This is a genomic window from Siccirubricoccus soli, from assembly GCF_024178315.1.
Classification (GTDB): Bacteria; Pseudomonadota; Alphaproteobacteria; order Acetobacterales; family Acetobacteraceae; genus Siccirubricoccus; species Siccirubricoccus soli.
On record NZ_JAMZIK010000071.1, the window covers coordinates 98,247 to 113,536 of the forward strand.

A 15,290-nucleotide genomic window follows, 5' to 3' on the forward strand; every position below is an offset into this window, starting at 1 on the left:
AATTTATCGCACCATTTTCAGGACGAGACGGATGCGCAGGGCCGTTCGCAGGCGAGCCCCGGGAGGCGGGATTGTTTGACGGCTGCGACGCACAGGCCCCGGTGCGCCGCGAAGTCGCGATCGCTTTTGCCGATGTCGTCGGCTATTCGATTCTCACCTCCGCCGATGAGGAGGGAACGCACCGGCGTTGGATGTCCCTCTACCGCAGGGTGGTCGAGCCGGAGGCCGTGCGCCATGGCGGGCGTGTCGCCGAGTTGCGCGGCGACGGCGTCCTGGCCGAGTTTCCAGACCCGCACGCAGCCCTCTCCTGGGCCAGGGGGTTGCACGCCGCATCGGCGGCAGCACAGGAGGCGGAGCCGACATCCGCGCCACTCGCGTTCAGGATCGCCATCCATTTCGGCCGGGCGCTCACGGGCAAGGATGGCCTGTTCGGCGACGCGGTGAACCTCGCCGCCAGGCTGCAGGAATTCGGCGCCGCCGGCGGGACGATACTGTCGGCCGACGCCGTGGCGCTGCTGGGCCCGGAACAGGGCGGCGCAGCGCGGGACCTGGGCGAACTGCCGATGCGCAACATGTCGCGGGCCGTTCGCGCCTTCTCCTTCGATCCGGTGGGAGGCGCCGTCCCGGTGCCGCTGCCGCCGCCCCCGGCACGGCTCCCCTCCATCGCCGTATTGCCGCTGGCGAACGTGACGGGAGAGGCGGATGACGACTACCTGGCCGAAGGCATCTGCGCCGACGTCATCGCGTCGCTCGCCGGATTGCACGAGGTCTTTGTCATCGCCCAGGATTCGGTGCGGATGTTCCGATCCCAGCGGCTGGATCCACTGCGCGTCGGCCGCGTCATGGGCGTGCGGTTCGTCGCCACGGGACGGCTGCTGCGGGTGGGCCAAGGTCTGCGCGTCGCGGTCGACCTGGTGGATACCGAAGTCGGCGCGAGCATCTGGGGCGAGCGGTTCGACATCGCGTCGCACGAAATCCTCGATGTCCAGGACCAGGTCGTCACCGGCATCGTGGCCGGAATCGTCCCGAAGCTGCGAACCGCCACGTTGCGCGACGCCATGCGCAAGCGCCCCGAGAACCTGACGGCCTATGACCTGACATTGCGCGGCATGCATGCCATGGGCGAAAACAACGCCGAAGGCTTTCGCCGCGCTCTCCGCTTCTTCAGGAAAGCCATCGCGGAGGATCCCGGCTTCGCCCTTCCCGTGGCCTGGGCGGCAAGATGGCACAGCCTGAATATCGGGTATGGCTGGTCCACCAACCCCGAGGACGACAACCGGGCGGCCATGTCCTTGGCGCAGCGCGCCATTGCGTTGGACGGCACGAACGCAATGGCGCTGGCGACCTATGGACATCTTACCGCCTATCTCCTGCACGACAGCGACACCGCCATGGATTGCTTCGAGCGGGCGCTGGCAGCCTGCCCGAACAGCGCGCTAGCCTGGACCCTTTCCGCCGGCACCCTGAGCTATGTCGGCCGAGGGCGGGACGCGGTCCTCCACGCCACACGGGGCATGCGGCTGTCGCCCTATGATCCGCTGCGCTTTTCGCAGCAGCATTTCATCTCCATCGCCCATTACACCTGCGAGAACCTGCCGGAGGCGGAGCGCTGGGCACGGCTCTGCATCGGCTCGAATCCTGCGCATGCGTCGAGCTGGCGAGTCCTGGCGGCCGTCCTGGCGGCGCTCGGCCGGGCCGTGGAGGCCAGGGAGGCGATGGCCCGCTTGCTGGAGTTGGAACCGGGATTCCGGCTGGCGAACTATGTGAAGCACCGCATGCCTATGCGGGAGCCGGCTTTGCGAGCCCGCTTCGAACGCGATCTGCGGGACGCCGGCGGACCACTCTAGGGCGGGATCGGCCGAGCTTCGCTCACCATCCCGCTCTGGCGCACTGACTGGTCGCGTGACTCACGGTTTCGGTCGATCCGACCTCAACCGACCGCGCGCGAGAGCAATCCCCGGTCGGGCGGGTCCCCCGATCGGGGATTGCTCCGGCCCGCGGTTGCCCCGCGCGTAGGTGCCCCGGTGGGCGCGCGATGGGGAAGGCATCGTTGGCCCATACGAGGCCGGAGCCGTGTCCTTACTGAATGCGGCCAGGCCGATACCGGTCCGCCGGGCACAAGGGAGGCAAGCAATGAGCGGCTTCGATGGAACGGACGGCACCGATGGGACCGATGGCACGGACGGCACCGATGGCACGGCCTATGCCGCAGCCGGTCCCGCCCGGTCCACACGCCGGCCGATAGGCGTATCGCCGGCCCTGAACACCGTTCCCGGATTGCCGCCAGGCGCGCCGCCGATCTGGGACGGCGAACAATGGCCGCCACCCTTGGCGGGCGTGGTCTGGGCCCCCGCCCCCGCCGCCACCCCCTTCGCGCATCCCGCCGCCCTGCAAGCGTTCCGCTACGGCGGCTGGGCGCCGCGGTTCTTCGCCCAGGTCGTGCTTGCGGAATTCGCCTCGTCCATGCCGGCGGTGGCAGGTGTGCCCGCCTTGAATCCGTGGCCAGCGGCAGCGGTTGCGAACCTGCCGCCACCTGCGTGGACCACGCTGCTCGACCCCGCGCCGGCGGGACCCGATCACTACAACACGGCGAACGTGGCTGCCGAACTCGCCGAACTGGAGGCGCTGGTGGAATACCGGCCCGCCGTCATGGCCGAGATCCTGGCGCAGCAGACCGGCATCGTCACCTATTTCCGCGGCGTGCTCAGCTTCACCCGGTCATCGCATCCGGCGACCACCTATCTCTGCGTCGCGGCCCTCTATGTCGGCAGCTTCCTCGTCATGCATTACAAGCATCTGTTCAACCGGCCGCGGCCGTCCCGGCTGTCGCCCTCGCTCATGCTGCCGTTCGACCATCCGGGACACCCGGCCTATCCCAGCGGCCATGCCACGGAAGCCTATCTCATCGCCTTCCTGCTGGAGCAGCTGATGCCGGCCGCCGTGCCTGCCGGGCAGGAAGCGAACGGGCCGCTGCGGCGGCTCGCCCGGCGCATTGCCAGGAACCGGGAGATCGCCGGGCTCCACTACCCGAGCGACAGCGCAGCAGGCCTGCGCCTTGCGACGAGAGCCTTTCCGATCTTCCGAGCCTGCCCGATCGTCAATCAATTGGTGCCGGTGGCGCAGAGCGAATGGGCCTGAGCAGGCCCAACGCCTGCCGCCTCGCTCAGGCGTCCACCTGGCAGGCTTCGAAGCCGCGGCGCAGCGCCGGGCGGTTCAGGTCGCGGCCGATGAAGACGATCTTGGAGCGGCGCGGGTCGCCCTCCTTCACCGGCCCGATGAAATCGCCATCGGCGATCATGTGCACCGCCTGGAAGGCGAAGCGGCGGTCGTCATTGGCGTAGTAGAGGATGCCCTTGGTGCGCAGCAGGTCCTGCCCCTTCTGGGCGAGGAGCTGGCTGATCCAGGCATTGAAGCGCTCGGGGTCGATCAGGCGGGAGACCTCGAAGGAGACGCTGTTCACGTCGCTGTCATGCTCGTGGTCATCCTCGCCGGAGAGGAATTCCGGCTCCCGCTCCAGGATGCGCTTCAGGTCGAAGGCCTCGCGGCCGATCACCGCGTCGATCGGCACCTCGGACTTCGTGCTGCGGCGGATCTCGGCATAGGGGTTGATGGCGCGGATGCGGCGCTCGACCTCGGCGGCCTCCGCCTCCGTCACCAGATCCATCTTGTTCAGCAGGATGATGTCGGCGAAGGCGATCTGCTCCGCGGCCTCCTTGCTGTCCTCCAGCCGGGCGGGGAGGTTCTTGGCGTCCACCACCGTGACGATGGCGTCGAGCCGCGTGGCGCGCTTCACATCCTCATCGGCGAAGAAGGTCTGGGCGACCGGGGCGGGGTCGGCGAGGCCCGTGGTCTCGACGATGATGCCGTCGAATTTCCCGCGGCGCTTCATCAGCCCGCCGATGATGCGGATCAGGTCGCCCCGCACCGTGCAGCAGATGCAGCCATTGTTCATTTCGAACACTTCCTCGTCGGCATCGACGACGAGGTCGTTGTCCACGCCGAGCTCGCCGAACTCATTGATGACGACGGCGAATTTCTTGCCGTGGTTCTCGCTGAGGATGCGGTTCAGCAGGGTGGTCTTGCCGGCACCGAGATAGCCGGTGAGGACGGTGACGGGGATCTGGGCGGTTTCGCTCATCGGGATTGGCTCCGCTTCAGGCGGGATTCGGTTGGCCCGGAATATGGGGCGAGTGGGCGCCTGGGGCAAAGGGCCGGGGGGCGGGGGGGAATGGGCAGGCATACGAAACGGTAAGGCTGGGGCCAAGGCCGGGGCAGCCTGGCGGGCCGAACCTCGCCCTTGCCGCTGGGGACGCCCCCGACGCCCGGCGGAAAGCAAGGATGCAGACCATGAGCATGCTTCGTCGCACCGGCGCGGTTCTGGCCCTGACCCTGGCCGTCGGCCTGCCCGCGATGACCGGCCTGGCCCATGCGGCCACCCCCGAGGGGACCACCGTACCGCAGCCTGGGGCCACCCAGCCCGCCTCGCCCCGCCATTTCGGCCGCAGCCCCGGCTTCGCGCTGCGCGCCGCCGAGCGGGACCTGAGCCATGACCGCCAGCTGGCGGCGAATTCCTGGCTGGAGCGGGCCGAGACCTCCGTGCTGAACGAGCGCGCCTTCCTCCAGGGCAAGCCGGATGCGGCGCCGGCCGATGCGCAGCGCGTCGCCAGGCTGGACGAGGTGGTGAAGGAGATCGGCACCGCCCGCGCCGATCTGCGCCAGGGCCATGTGCCGGCGGCGGAGCAGCAGGCGATGGCGGCCAGCAAGCGCCTGCACGCCAGCTAAGGTCGAGCCGCGGGGCGGCGCCAAGGCCGCCGCCCGGGGCGTTCGGGCAGCGCCTGGATGGGCTTGCCCGGCGCCCCGGCCCGATCATGGCCGGCCTGCGCACGGTGCCTGATGGGGCCGCGCGCGGGCCGGGCCGATTCCTGGCCGGGTCGGATTCCGCCGGGCCGACCTCAGGCCGCCGCCCGGATCGCCTTGTCGATCGTGCCCATGATCCGGTCCACATGGGGCTTCTCGCAGATCAGCGGCGGGGAGAGGGCGATGATGTCGCCCGTCACCCGGATCAGCACGCCGTCATCGAAGCAGCGGCGGAACACCTCCATCGCCCGCGCCCCGGCGGCGCCGGGGCGGGAGACGAGCTCGATGCCGGCGATCAGGCCGCAATCGCGGATGTCCACCACGTGGGGCGCGGCGCGCAGGCTGTGCGCCGCCTCCTGCCAGTAGGGCTCCAGCGCCCGGGCGCGGCCGGGCAGGTCCTCGGCCCGGTGCAGCTCCAGCGTGGCGATGGCGGCGGCGGCCGCCAGCGGGTGGCCGGAATAGGTGTAGCCGTGGAACAGCTCGATCCCCGCCGGCGCGCCATTCACGATGGCATCGAAGACGCCGTTCTTCACCGCGACGGCGCCCATCGGCACCGCGGCGTTGGTCAGGCCCTTCGCCATGGTCATGATGTCCGGCACCACGCCCAGCCGCTCGGCGCCGAAATTGGTGCCGAGGCGACCGAAGCCGGTGATGACCTCGTCGAAGATCAGCAGGATGCCGTATTTGTCGCAGATCTCGCGCAGGCGCTGCAGGTAGCCCTTCGGCGGCACCAGCACGCCGGTGGAGCCCGCCACCGGCTCCACCATCACCGCCGCGATGGTCTCGGCGCCATGCAGCGCCACCAGGTTCTCCAGCGCATCGGCCAGATGCGCGCCCTGCTCCGGCTGGCCCTTGGCGAAGAGGTTCTCCTTCAGGCCATGGGTGTGGGGCAGGTGGTCCACATAGGGCAGCAGGGCGCCGAATTGCTTGCGGTTGCCGCCGATGCCGCCCACCGACATGCCGCCGAAGCCGACGCCGTGATAGCCCCGCTCCCGCCCGATCAGCCGCACCCGGCTGCTCTCGCCACGGGCCTTGTGGTAGGCGAGCGCGATCTTCAGCGCGGTGTCGGCGCTTTCGGAGCCGCTATTGGTGAAGAAGACCTTGTCCATCCCCTCCGGCGTCATCTCGGCGATGCGCGCGGCGGCCTCGAAGGCGATGGGATGGCCGAGCTGGAAGGTGGGCGCGTAGTCCAGGATGGCAGCCTGCTTCTGGATCGCCTCCTTGATCTCCCGCCGGCCATGGCCGGCATTGCAGCACCAGAGACCCGCCGTGCCGTCCAGGATCTCGCGCCCCTCCGGCGTGTAGTAGGACATGCCCTCGGCCCGGCCGATCATGCGCGGATTGGCCTTGAAATACCGGTTGTCCGAGAAGGGCATCCAGAAGGCGTCGAGGTTGTTCGGGCGGGGCAGGCTGCTTTCGTTCATCACAGCGGTCTCCAGGGCTGAGGCACACAAGCCCAAGGCCGGGCGGCAAGCAAGCCTCGGTGGTTCCTTGGGGGCGCCGGGCATGGCAAATACCGGGCCAGGACAGGGGACAGGACCATGGCCGAAGGCACCCTCTATATCGGCAACAAGCGCTACTCCTCCTGGAGCCTGCGCGGCTGGCTGGCGGTGCGGCTGGCCGGGCTGGAGGTGGAGGAGGTGGTGATCCCGATCGCTGGCAAGGGCCCGGGTTCCACCCCGGCCGTCGCCGCGGCCAGCCCCTCTGGCCTCCTGCCCTATCTGGAGCATCGCGGGGCGAAGGTGTGGGACAGCCTCGCCATCGGCGAATACTGCGCCGAGCTGGCGCCGGGGCTCTGGCCGGCCGACCGGGCGCTCCGGGCCCATTGCCGCGCCATCGCGGCGGAGATGCATGCGGGCTTCCGCGGGCTGCGCCAGGCCATGCCGATGAACCTCGGCAGGCGCTTCCCGGGCCAGGGGCGGACGCCGGAGGCGCTGGCCGATATCGCCCGGATCGAGGCGATCTGGCGGGAGGCGCGGGCGAAATCCGGCGGCCCCTTCCTGGGCGGCGCCGAATTCGGCCTGGTGGATGCGATGTACGCCCCGGTGGCGACGCGCTTCCTCACCTGGCAGCCGGAGCTGGCGGAGGACAGCCTGGACTATGTCGCGGCGGTGCGGGCACACCCGCTGATGGTGGCATGGTATGAGGCGGCGCTGCAGGAGCCGGATGCCTGGCTGATCCCGCATTACGAGACCCCGGCATGAGCCACGCCGTCGCCCTGGACCATGTGGGAGTCGCGGCGCGCGATCTCGGACCGCTGGTGGCGGCCTATGAGCGGCTCGGCTTCGCTCTCTCCCCCATGGCGCAGCAGAGCGGCAGGCGGCACCCGGGCGGCGAGGTGGAGCTGTTCGGCAGCGGCAATCGCTGCGCCTTCCTGAAGCACGGCTATATCGAGCTGATCGCCATCCTGGACCCGACGCGCTTCGCCAATGGGGTGGATGGCTTCGTCGCGCGCTATGCCGGGGCGCATATCATCGCGCTGGCCATGCAGGATGAGGCGGGGAACCTGGAGCGCCTGCGCCGCGGCGGGGTGGCGATTCCGGGCATCGCCTATCTCGAGCGGCCGGTGGAGGCGGGGGGGCCGACCGCCCGCTTCGCCCGGCTGCCCCTGCCGGATGCGCCGGAGGGGCGGCTGCAGCTCATCCGCCACGTGACGGCCGAGCTGGTCTGGGATGCGCGCTGGATGGGCCACCGCAACGGCGCGGTGGCGCTGGAGAGCGTGATCCTGGCGCATGACCCGGCGGCGGAGACGGCGGCGCGGCTCTCCCGTCTTGCCGGGCTGCCGCTGGCGCCGGACCCGGCGGGCGGCTTCCTGCTGCGCCTGCCCGGCGCGGCCGGGGCGGCGGGGCCGCAGGCGCCGGTGCTGGAGACGACGCTGCGGGTGCTGGAACCGGCAGCGCTGCCACAGGTGCTGCCGGGCGTCGCCCCCCCTGCCCTGCCCTGCATCGCCGGCTTCGTGGTGCGCACGGACGACGGCAATGCTGCGGTGCGGGCCCTGCTGGCGGCGGAGGGGATCCCGGCGGTGCCGGCCTCCGGGTTGTGGGGCGAAGGGCTGATGGTGCCGCCCGAGCACGCCGGCGGAGCGGCGCTGGTCTTCGCCGCATGAGCGCGGCGGCACTCGGCCGCAGCCTGCGCATCTACTACGCCCCCGGCCGGGCGGCGGCGCTGGACGCCTTCCACGCCCGCTTCCTCGGGCCCGGGGAGCTGGGCTTCGACATCGGCGCTCATGTCGGGGACCGGACGGCGAGCTTCCGCCGCCTGGGTGCGCGAGCCGTGGCGGTAGAGCCGCAGCCGCGCCTGGCCCGGCTGCTGCGGCTGCTGTTCCACCGCGACCCGGGCGTGGCGCTGGTCGCGGCGCTGGTCGGCGCAGCGCCGGGGGAGGCGATGCTGCGCCTCAACACCGCCAACCCCACCGTGGCGACGGCGAGCGAGGCCTTCATTGCCGCCGCCGATGGCGCGCCGGGCTGGGAAGGCCAGCGCTGGGACAGGGAATTGCGCCTGCCTGTGACGACGCTGGACGCGCTGGCCGCCGCGCATGGCGCGCCGGATTTCATCAAGCTGGATGTCGAGGGCTATGAGGCGGAGGCGCTTGTCGGGCTGGGCCGGCCGCCCCGCACGCTTTCGGCTGAGTTCACCACCATCCAGCGCGGCATGGCGCGGGACTGCCTGGCGCGCCTCCAGGCCCTGGGCTACCGCGCCTTCAATGCCTGCCTCGGTGAGAGCATGTCCTTCGTCCATGCCGCGCCGACCGGCGCCGAGGCCATGGCGGCCTGGCTCGCCGCCCTGCCGGTAGAGGCCAATAGCGGCGACCTCTATGCGAGCCTGGAGCCGGCACGGCTGACGGCGTGATCCCCTGCCCTGCGTCGCTGCGGATCAGAGATCCTTCAGCACCGCCCAGAGATTGGCCTTCGCCTCGAAGCCGATGCCCGGGACATCCGGCAGGCGGATGCGGCTGTCCTGCACCGGGGTGGCATCCGCGAAGCCGCCGAAGGGGGCGAAGACTTCCGGATAGCTCTCATTGCCGCCAAGGCCGAGGCCGACCGCGATGTTGAGCGCGAATTGGTGCCCGCCATGCGGCACGCAACGGCGGGCCGACCAGCCATGCTGCTCCAGCATCGAAAGGGTGCGCAGGTATTCGACCAGCCCATAGGAGAGGGCGGGGTCGAATTGCAGGATGTCGCGGTCCGGCCGCAACCCGCCATGGCGGATGAGGTTGCGCGCATCCTGCATGGAGAAGAGGTTCTCGCCCGTCGCCAGCGGGCCAGGGTAGTGCTCGGCCAGCGTCGCATGCGTCGCGTAGTCCAGCGGGTCCAGCGGCTCCTCGTACCAGCGCAACCGGTAGGGCTCGAGCGCCGCCCCATAGGCCAGCGCCGCATGCAGGCCGAAGCGGCCATTGACATCGACGCAGAGCCGCGAGCCGTTGCCGCCGAGCAGCTTCAGCACCGCCTCGATGCGCGAGACGTCCTCCTTCAGCGCCTCGCGCAGCGGCGTGCCGGGCGCGCCGCCGATCTTCATCTTCACCACGCTGTAGCCGAGATCGAGGTAGCGCTGCATTTCCTCGACCAGCGCGGCATTGCCCTTGCCGGGGTAGTAGTAGCCGCCGGCGGCATAGATCCAGGCGGTCTCATCCGCCTCGCCGCCGCGGTAGCGATCCGCCAGCAGCTTCCAGAGCGGCTTGCCCGCCAGCTTCGCCGCGGCATCCCACAGCGCCATGTCCAGCACGCCGACGGCGACGCTGCGCTCGCCATGGCCGCCGGGCTTCTCGTTCCGCATCATCGCCGCCCAGGCGCCGGCCGGCTCCAGCCCGCCATCCGCATGTTCCAGCGCGGCGGGCGGGGTCTCCAGCAGGCGGGGGATGAAGCGTTCCTTCAGCAGGCCGGGCTGGGCGTAGCGGCCATTGGAGTTGAAGCCATAGCCCGTCACCTCCCGGCCGGCGCCATCCGCCACCGTCACCGCGACGACCGAGGCGGTCATCTTGGAGAAATCGATATAGGCATTGGCGATGTCGGAGGCGATCGGGACGACGCCATCGCGGACAGAGAGGATGCGCATCAGCCCAGCACCGCATCGACGGCGAGGCGGAGGCCCGGCAGGGCCGCGGGCTCCACGGTCTCGCCCGGCATGACGCGGCGGGTGGTGAGCCAGGCTTCGTCCTTCGGGTCGCGATACACTTCGATCAGGCCCTCGGTGAGGTTGACGATCCAGACTTCCGGGACGCCGTGCTTCGCATAGAGCGGCAGCTTCACATCGCGGTCATAGCGCAGGCTGGTATTGGCGACCTCGATGAGGAGGAGGACGTCGGCGGCGGTGGGGTGCTCGCTGCGGTAGCGATCCGCGCGGGGCTTCAGCAGGAGCAGGTCGGGCTCCGGCTCGCTGAATTCGGAAAGGCGCAACGGCGACTGCACCGCAACCGTGGCGCGTCCTGCGATTGTCGCGTAGATCGCCTCGGTCAGGCTGGTGACGGTGCCGGTGTGTTCGCTGCCGATCGGGGCCATGTCGACAATCTCCCCCTCGATCAGCTCGACCCGCGTGCCCTCGGCGAAGATGCCGGCCTCGCCCATGCGGTGGTAGTCACGGACATCCAGCTTGTGCCGCTTCACCCAGGGGGCCCGTTCCAAGAGACCGTCCATCGCCGCCTCCGTCGCGGGCCCTATGCTAGCAGTTCAGGGGCCTGCCTGTCGCCGCCCCCGGCCGCCCGACCACCGCCGAGCCGGGCGCGCCCCAGTCCAACCCGCGCCGCCTGATGCCCTGGCGCGGCTTTGCCGCGCCAGGCTGTGCGAAGCCGCAGGCTTCGAGCGACATCCGGGGTCCCCATGGCGTTGCGCAGCAACGTCATGGGGAACTCAGACGGCTCCCTTCGCCTTCAGCGCCGCCAGCTCCTCGGCCGAGATGCCGAATTCCGCCAGCACCTCGGCGGTGTGCTCGCCGCGCTCCGGCGTCGGGCGGCGGGGTGAGGCCACACCCTCGATGTTCATCGGCGCCCGCACCAGCTTCACCTCGCCGAACATCGGATGCGGCACCGCCCATTCCAGGCCCAGATGCTGCACCTGCGGGTCGGCGAAGACCTCGTCCATCGCATAGATGGGGCCGCTCGGCACGCCGGCCTTGTTCAGCTTCTCGATCCAGTTCGCCGTGGTGTCGGTCTCCAGCACCGATTGCAGCAGGGCGTTGGTCTTCTCGCGGTTCTGGGCGCGGGACTTGTCCGTGGCGAAGGCCGGATCCTTGGCCTGCTCCTCGATGCCAAGCGTGGCGACGATGCGGTTCCACATATCCTGCCCGCCGCCGGCCAGGTTCATGATGCCGTCCTTGGTACGGAACAGCCCGGTCGGCACCGTCGTCGGGTGGTCGTTGCCGGCCTGCTTCGGCACCTCGTGCTTCATGGTCCAGCGGGTGGCCTGGAAGTCCATCATCGCCACCATGGCCTCCAGCAGGCTGGTATGCACCCAGCGGCCGCGGCCGGTCTGCTCCCGCTCCAGCAGCGCCACCAGGATGCCGATGGCGGTGTAGAGCCCGGCGGTGAGGTCCGCGACCGGGATGCCGACCCGCACCGGGCCCTGACCGGGCAGGCCGGTCACGCTCATCAGCCCGCCCATCCCCTGGGCGATCTGGTCGAAGCCCGGGCGGCGGGCATAGGGGCCGGTCTGGCCGAAGCCGCTGATGGAGCCGAGGATGATGCGCGGGTTGATGGCCGACAGCGCCTCGAAATTGATACCCAGCCGGTCCTTCACGTCGGGGCGGTAATTCTCCACCACCACATCGGCCTTGGCGACCATGCGCTTGAACAGGGCGAGGCCGTCCGGATTCTTCAGGTTCAGGGTGATGCCGCGCTTGTTGCGGTGCACGTGCTGGAAATCCGGCCCGTGCCGGTCGCCGCCCATGCCGCTGCCGACCTCCACCTCCGCCGGCGCCTCGATCTTGATGACATTGGCGCCCCAATCGGCGAGCTGCCGCACGCAGGTTGGGCCAGACCGGACCCGGGTGAGGTCGAGGACGGTGAAGCGCGCGAGGGGGAGGCCAGAATTCGGCATGGTTGGAGCCCTTTCCTTCACCAGCTAACTTCCCCGCGGATGGCCGGGAGGGCAAGAGAGTGGACGAGCTGCTGTACGAGATCCGGGACGGGATCGGGACGATCACCCTGAACCGCCCGCAGGCCCGCAACGCCCTGACCTTCCCGATGTATGAAAGGCTGCGGGAAATCGCGCTTGGCGCCGGGGAGGACAAGGCGCTGAAGGTCCTCGTCATCACCGGGGCGGGGGAGAAGGCCTTCGCCGCCGGCACCGACATCTCCCAGTTCCGCGAGTTCCGGACGCCGGAGGATGCGCTGGCCTATGAGGAGCGGATCGACCGCGTCCTGGTGGCGCTGGAGGAATGCCCGAAGCCGACCATCGCCGCCATCGCCGGCGCCGCGACCGGCGGCGGTGCGGCGATCGCCGCGGTGTGCGACCTGCGGATCTGCGCCGCGAATGCCCGTTTCGGCTTCCCGATCGCCAAGACGCTGGGCAACTGCCTTTCCATGGCGAATTACGGGCGGCTGGCGGCGCTGATCGGCCCGGCCAGGGTGCTGGACCTGGTCTATACCGCGCGGCTGGTGGAGGCGGAGGAGGCGAAGGCGATGGGCCTGGTCTCCGAGATCCTGCCGGACCCTGCGGCGCTGCAGGCGCGGGCGGCGGAGCTGGCGAAGACCATTGCCGGCCATGCGCCCTTGACCATGCGCGCGACGAAGGAGGCGATGCGCCGCCTGCGACTGGCCGCCCGCCAGGTGGAGGGCGACGATCTGGTGACCATGTGCTTCACCAGCAACGATTTCCGCATGGCCGTCGAGCGCTTCCTGGCGAAGCAGCCGATGGCGTGGACGGGGACCTGATGCGCCTGGAGGCGGCGCACGGCGCCGCCTCGCAGCGAGTCAGCTTCCGCTGATCCGGGCGGCGGCGATGACGGCGCCCCAGATCCGCCGCTCCTCCATCAGCGCCTCGCGGTAGGCCTCGGGCGAGCCATTCACCAGGATCCAGTGCAGCCCCTCCATCCAGGCCCGCAGCTCCGGCCGATGCATCACCTTGTTGATCTCGGCATTCCAGAAGGCGACCCAGGCGGGGGAGGTGCCGGCGGCCATCACCACCCCGTAGCCGACATCGCCGGTGAAGCCCGGCAGCGTCTCCTGCGCCGTCGGCACCGCCGGCAGGGCCGGGTTCCGCTCCTCCGTGGTGAAGGCGATGGCCCGCAGCCGCCCCTCCCGGATATGCGGCAGGGATTCCGGCAGCAGGCTGAAATACAGGTCCGCATTGCCGGAGATGATGTCGAGCAGCGCCGGCGTGCCGCCGCGATACTGGATCATCTCCATGGAAATGCCGGCCGCATGCATCAGCCGCGCCGCCAGCAGGTGAGTGGCGCCGCCGAGCCCGGACTGGCCGATGTTCAGCCTGCCGGGACTGGCCCGGGCATAGTCGATGAGCCCCTGCAGATTGGCGAAGGGCGCGTCCGGCTTGCCCACCAGCACGATCGGCACGCGGATCAGGTTGGTCAGCGGCAGCAGGGTGCGGTCCGGGTCGATCGGCATCTGCATGCCCGGCAGCACCGGCGCAGTGGAGAGCACGCCGTTCGAGGCGAGGGAGAGCGTATGGCCATCCGCCGGCGCATTCGCCACCGCTTGCATGGCGATGAAGGTGCCGGCGCCGCTGCGATTCTCCACCACGACATTGCGGCCGCCCAACGCGGGCGCCAGCCCCTCCGCCAGGATGCGGGCCAGCAGATCCACCGTGCCGCCCGGCGCATAGGGGACGATGAGGCGGACATCGCGGGTGACGCCCTGCGCCGCGGCAAGCCCCGGCAACAGCAAGGCGAGGAGCAGGAGGAGGACCAGACGCATGGCGATGGCTCCCGAGACAGGCATCGGAAAGCCTGCCGGCCATGCTGCGCCGCAGCAACCGGCTTCCGCCCAATGCCGGCATGAATTTATGCGCCGCGAGGCGCGATATGACCAGCGCGAGGGCAGGAGCTGCCCGTGGAATGGGCCTCCCCCAGCGCATCCCGCCGGGCTAGTCATCGTCAATCCTCGGAGGATCGTCCATGCCCACGCGCCGCCTGCTGCTCGCCGCCGCCCTCGCCGCCCCCGCACTCGCCCGCGCCGAGGAAAGCTGGTCGCCGAGCCGCCCGGTGACCATGCTGGTCGGCTTCGCCCCCGGCGGCGGCACGGACATCATCGCCCGGCTACTGGCGCCGGCGCTGCAGCAAGCGCTCGGCCAGCCTATCGCGGTGGAGAACCGGCCGGGCGCCAGCGGCACCCTCGCCGCCCTGGCCGGCAGCCGCGCGGCGCCGGATGGCCACACGGTCTATATGTCTACTGTCAGCGCCTCCGCCGTTGTGCCGCCGCTGATGACGCCCCCACCCTTCGACATCTACAAGGACCAAACGCCCATCGCGCTCGCCGCGACGGTGCCGTTGGTAGCGGTGGTTCCCACCACCTCCCCGGCGCGCGACCTGGCGGGGCTGATCGCCGCGGCCAAGGCCGATCCGGGCGGGCTGAACTACTCCTCCTCCGGCGTCGCCACCCAGCAGCACCTGGCGGCGGAGCTGCTTTCCTCCGCCGCCGGCATCCGCATGACGCATGTGCCCTTCCGCGGCACCGGCCAGGCGGTGAACGAGATCCTCGCCGGCCGCATCGACCTGGCGATCGACACCTTCCCCACCTACCTGCCGCATATCCGCGGGGAACGGGTGCGGGCCCTGGCCACCACGATGCCGGAGCGCATCTCCTGGCTGCCGGATCTGCCGACCGTTGCCGAATCCGGCTTCCCCGGCTTCGATGCCAATGTCTGGTACATGCTGATGGGCCCGCCTGGCCTGCCGGCCCCGATCCGGGAGCGCTGGGCAGCGGCGGTGGGCACGGCGCTGGCGGAGCCGGTGCTGCGCCCGCGCATCGAGGCGGCGGGCTTCATCCCCGGCAATGGCAGCAGCGCCCATGCGGCCGAGCTGCTGCGGCGGGATGCGGAGCGCTATGCCGAGGTGATCCGGAAGGCCGGCATCCGCATCGAATAGGGGAGGCACGGCGCGCATCGGGGCGGCAAGCCAGGCAGTATGCTGCCGCGACGGGGGCGCCTTGCCGCCCCTCGGCAGGGGGCGGCAGGATGGCGCCCTGCCGGAGACCGCCATGCATCGCCGCCACCTGCTTCTCGCCGCCCTGGCCAGCCCTGCGCTGGTCCGCCCCGCCGCGGCCCAGCCCTTCCCCAGCCGGCCCATCCGCGTCGTCGTACCCTTCGCGGCGGGCGGCATCATCGACGTCGTCGCCCGCATCCTGGCGGAGCCGATGTCCCGCCGCCTCGGCCAGCCGGTGGTGGTGGAGAACCTGCCGGGCGCCGGCGCCACCATCGGCGCCCGCGCCGTGGCCCGTGCCGCGCCGGATGGCCATACCCTGCTGCTCTCCGGCGCCGCCCATGCGG

The 15,290-nt window shown here is 70.6% G+C and carries 15 protein-coding genes; 9 read left to right on the forward strand and 6 right to left on the reverse strand.

Annotated elements, in window-relative coordinates; genetic code table 11:
- Window positions 1–71 precede the first annotated feature (71 nt).
- Entirely contained in the window at window positions 72–1,847 is a 1,776-nt protein-coding gene (locus NJ376_RS12520) for an adenylate/guanylate cyclase domain-containing protein (RefSeq protein WP_252953599.1), read from the forward strand.
- A 286-nt stretch (window positions 1,848–2,133) separates the two neighbouring features.
- Window positions 2,134–3,138, forward strand: a complete 1,005-nt coding sequence (locus NJ376_RS12525) for a phosphatase PAP2 family protein (protein WP_252953600.1) — start codon at window positions 2,134–2,136, stop codon at window positions 3,136–3,138.
- Window positions 3,139–3,163: 25 nt separating this feature from the next.
- Here the strand turns inward: NJ376_RS12525 and NJ376_RS12530 are convergent, their stop codons facing one another.
- Entirely contained in the window at window positions 3,164–4,138 is a 975-nt protein-coding gene (locus NJ376_RS12530) for a CobW family GTP-binding protein (protein ID WP_252953601.1), read from the reverse strand.
- Between the two features lie 209 nt (window positions 4,139–4,347).
- On the opposite strand from NJ376_RS12530, the gene NJ376_RS12535 reads away from it, so the two are divergent.
- Window positions 4,348–4,782: a hypothetical protein gene (locus NJ376_RS12535; protein WP_252953602.1), complete on the forward strand. Its 435-nt coding sequence runs from the start codon at window positions 4,348–4,350 to the stop codon at window positions 4,780–4,782.
- A 170-nt stretch (window positions 4,783–4,952) separates the two neighbouring features.
- Here NJ376_RS12535 and NJ376_RS12540 read toward each other — a convergent pair whose 3' ends face one another.
- Complete coding sequence (locus NJ376_RS12540) at window positions 4,953–6,281, reverse strand: aspartate aminotransferase family protein (RefSeq protein WP_252953603.1); 1,329 nt, start codon at window positions 6,279–6,281, stop codon at window positions 4,953–4,955.
- Between the two features lie 117 nt (window positions 6,282–6,398).
- On the opposite strand from NJ376_RS12540, the gene NJ376_RS12545 reads away from it, so the two are divergent.
- From NJ376_RS12545 to NJ376_RS12555, 3 genes are read left to right on the forward strand one after another with little or no spacing between them, the layout of a single operon-like run.
- Complete coding sequence (locus NJ376_RS12545) at window positions 6,399–7,061, forward strand: glutathione S-transferase family protein (protein ID WP_252953604.1); 663 nt, start codon at window positions 6,399–6,401, stop codon at window positions 7,059–7,061.
- Entirely contained in the window at window positions 7,058–7,963 is a 906-nt protein-coding gene (locus tag NJ376_RS12550) for a VOC family protein (RefSeq protein ID WP_252953605.1), read from the forward strand. Before NJ376_RS12545 ends, NJ376_RS12550 begins: the two co-directional genes overlap by 4 nt.
- Window positions 7,960–8,706, forward strand: a complete 747-nt coding sequence (locus NJ376_RS12555) for an FkbM family methyltransferase (protein WP_252953606.1) — start codon at window positions 7,960–7,962, stop codon at window positions 8,704–8,706. Before NJ376_RS12550 ends, NJ376_RS12555 begins: the two co-directional genes overlap by 4 nt.
- 24 nt (window positions 8,707–8,730) lie before the next feature.
- On the opposite strand, the gene NJ376_RS12560 is transcribed toward NJ376_RS12555, so the two are convergent.
- From NJ376_RS12560 to NJ376_RS12570, 3 genes are all read right to left on the reverse strand, one after another.
- Entirely contained in the window at window positions 8,731–9,909 is a 1,179-nt protein-coding gene (locus NJ376_RS12560; protein ID WP_252953607.1) for a mandelate racemase/muconate lactonizing enzyme family protein, read from the reverse strand.
- Window positions 9,909–10,487 (reverse strand): Uma2 family endonuclease, encoded by a 579-nt coding sequence (locus tag NJ376_RS12565; protein ID WP_252953608.1) that lies wholly within the window; start codon window positions 10,485–10,487, stop codon window positions 9,909–9,911. Before NJ376_RS12565 ends, NJ376_RS12560 begins: the two co-directional genes overlap by 1 nt.
- Window positions 10,488–10,700: 213 nt before the next feature.
- Window positions 10,701–11,885: a CaiB/BaiF CoA transferase family protein gene (locus NJ376_RS12570; protein WP_252953609.1), complete on the reverse strand. Its 1,185-nt coding sequence runs from the start codon at window positions 11,883–11,885 to the stop codon at window positions 10,701–10,703.
- Window positions 11,886–11,944: 59 nt separating this feature from the next.
- Here NJ376_RS12570 and NJ376_RS12575 point away from each other — a divergent pair, with 59 nt between their 5' ends.
- Window positions 11,945–12,721 (forward strand): enoyl-CoA hydratase, encoded by a 777-nt coding sequence (locus NJ376_RS12575; protein WP_252953610.1) that lies wholly within the window; start codon window positions 11,945–11,947, stop codon window positions 12,719–12,721.
- Window positions 12,722–12,760: 39 nt separating this feature from the next.
- Here the strand turns inward: NJ376_RS12575 and NJ376_RS12580 are convergent, their stop codons facing one another.
- Window positions 12,761–13,720, reverse strand: a complete 960-nt coding sequence (locus NJ376_RS12580; RefSeq protein WP_252953611.1) for a Bug family tripartite tricarboxylate transporter substrate binding protein — start codon at window positions 13,718–13,720, stop codon at window positions 12,761–12,763.
- Between the two features lie 200 nt (window positions 13,721–13,920).
- On the opposite strand from NJ376_RS12580, the gene NJ376_RS12585 reads away from it, so the two are divergent.
- The gene (locus NJ376_RS12585; protein ID WP_252953612.1) at window positions 13,921–14,889 is read left to right on the forward strand and encodes a Bug family tripartite tricarboxylate transporter substrate binding protein; all 969 of its coding nucleotides are present in this window, start codon (window positions 13,921–13,923) and stop codon (window positions 14,887–14,889) included.
- A 112-nt stretch (window positions 14,890–15,001) separates the two neighbouring features.
- Window positions 15,002–15,290, forward strand: a 289-nt coding sequence (locus tag NJ376_RS12590) for a Bug family tripartite tricarboxylate transporter substrate binding protein (protein WP_252953613.1), incomplete at its 3' end; no start/stop codon positions are given.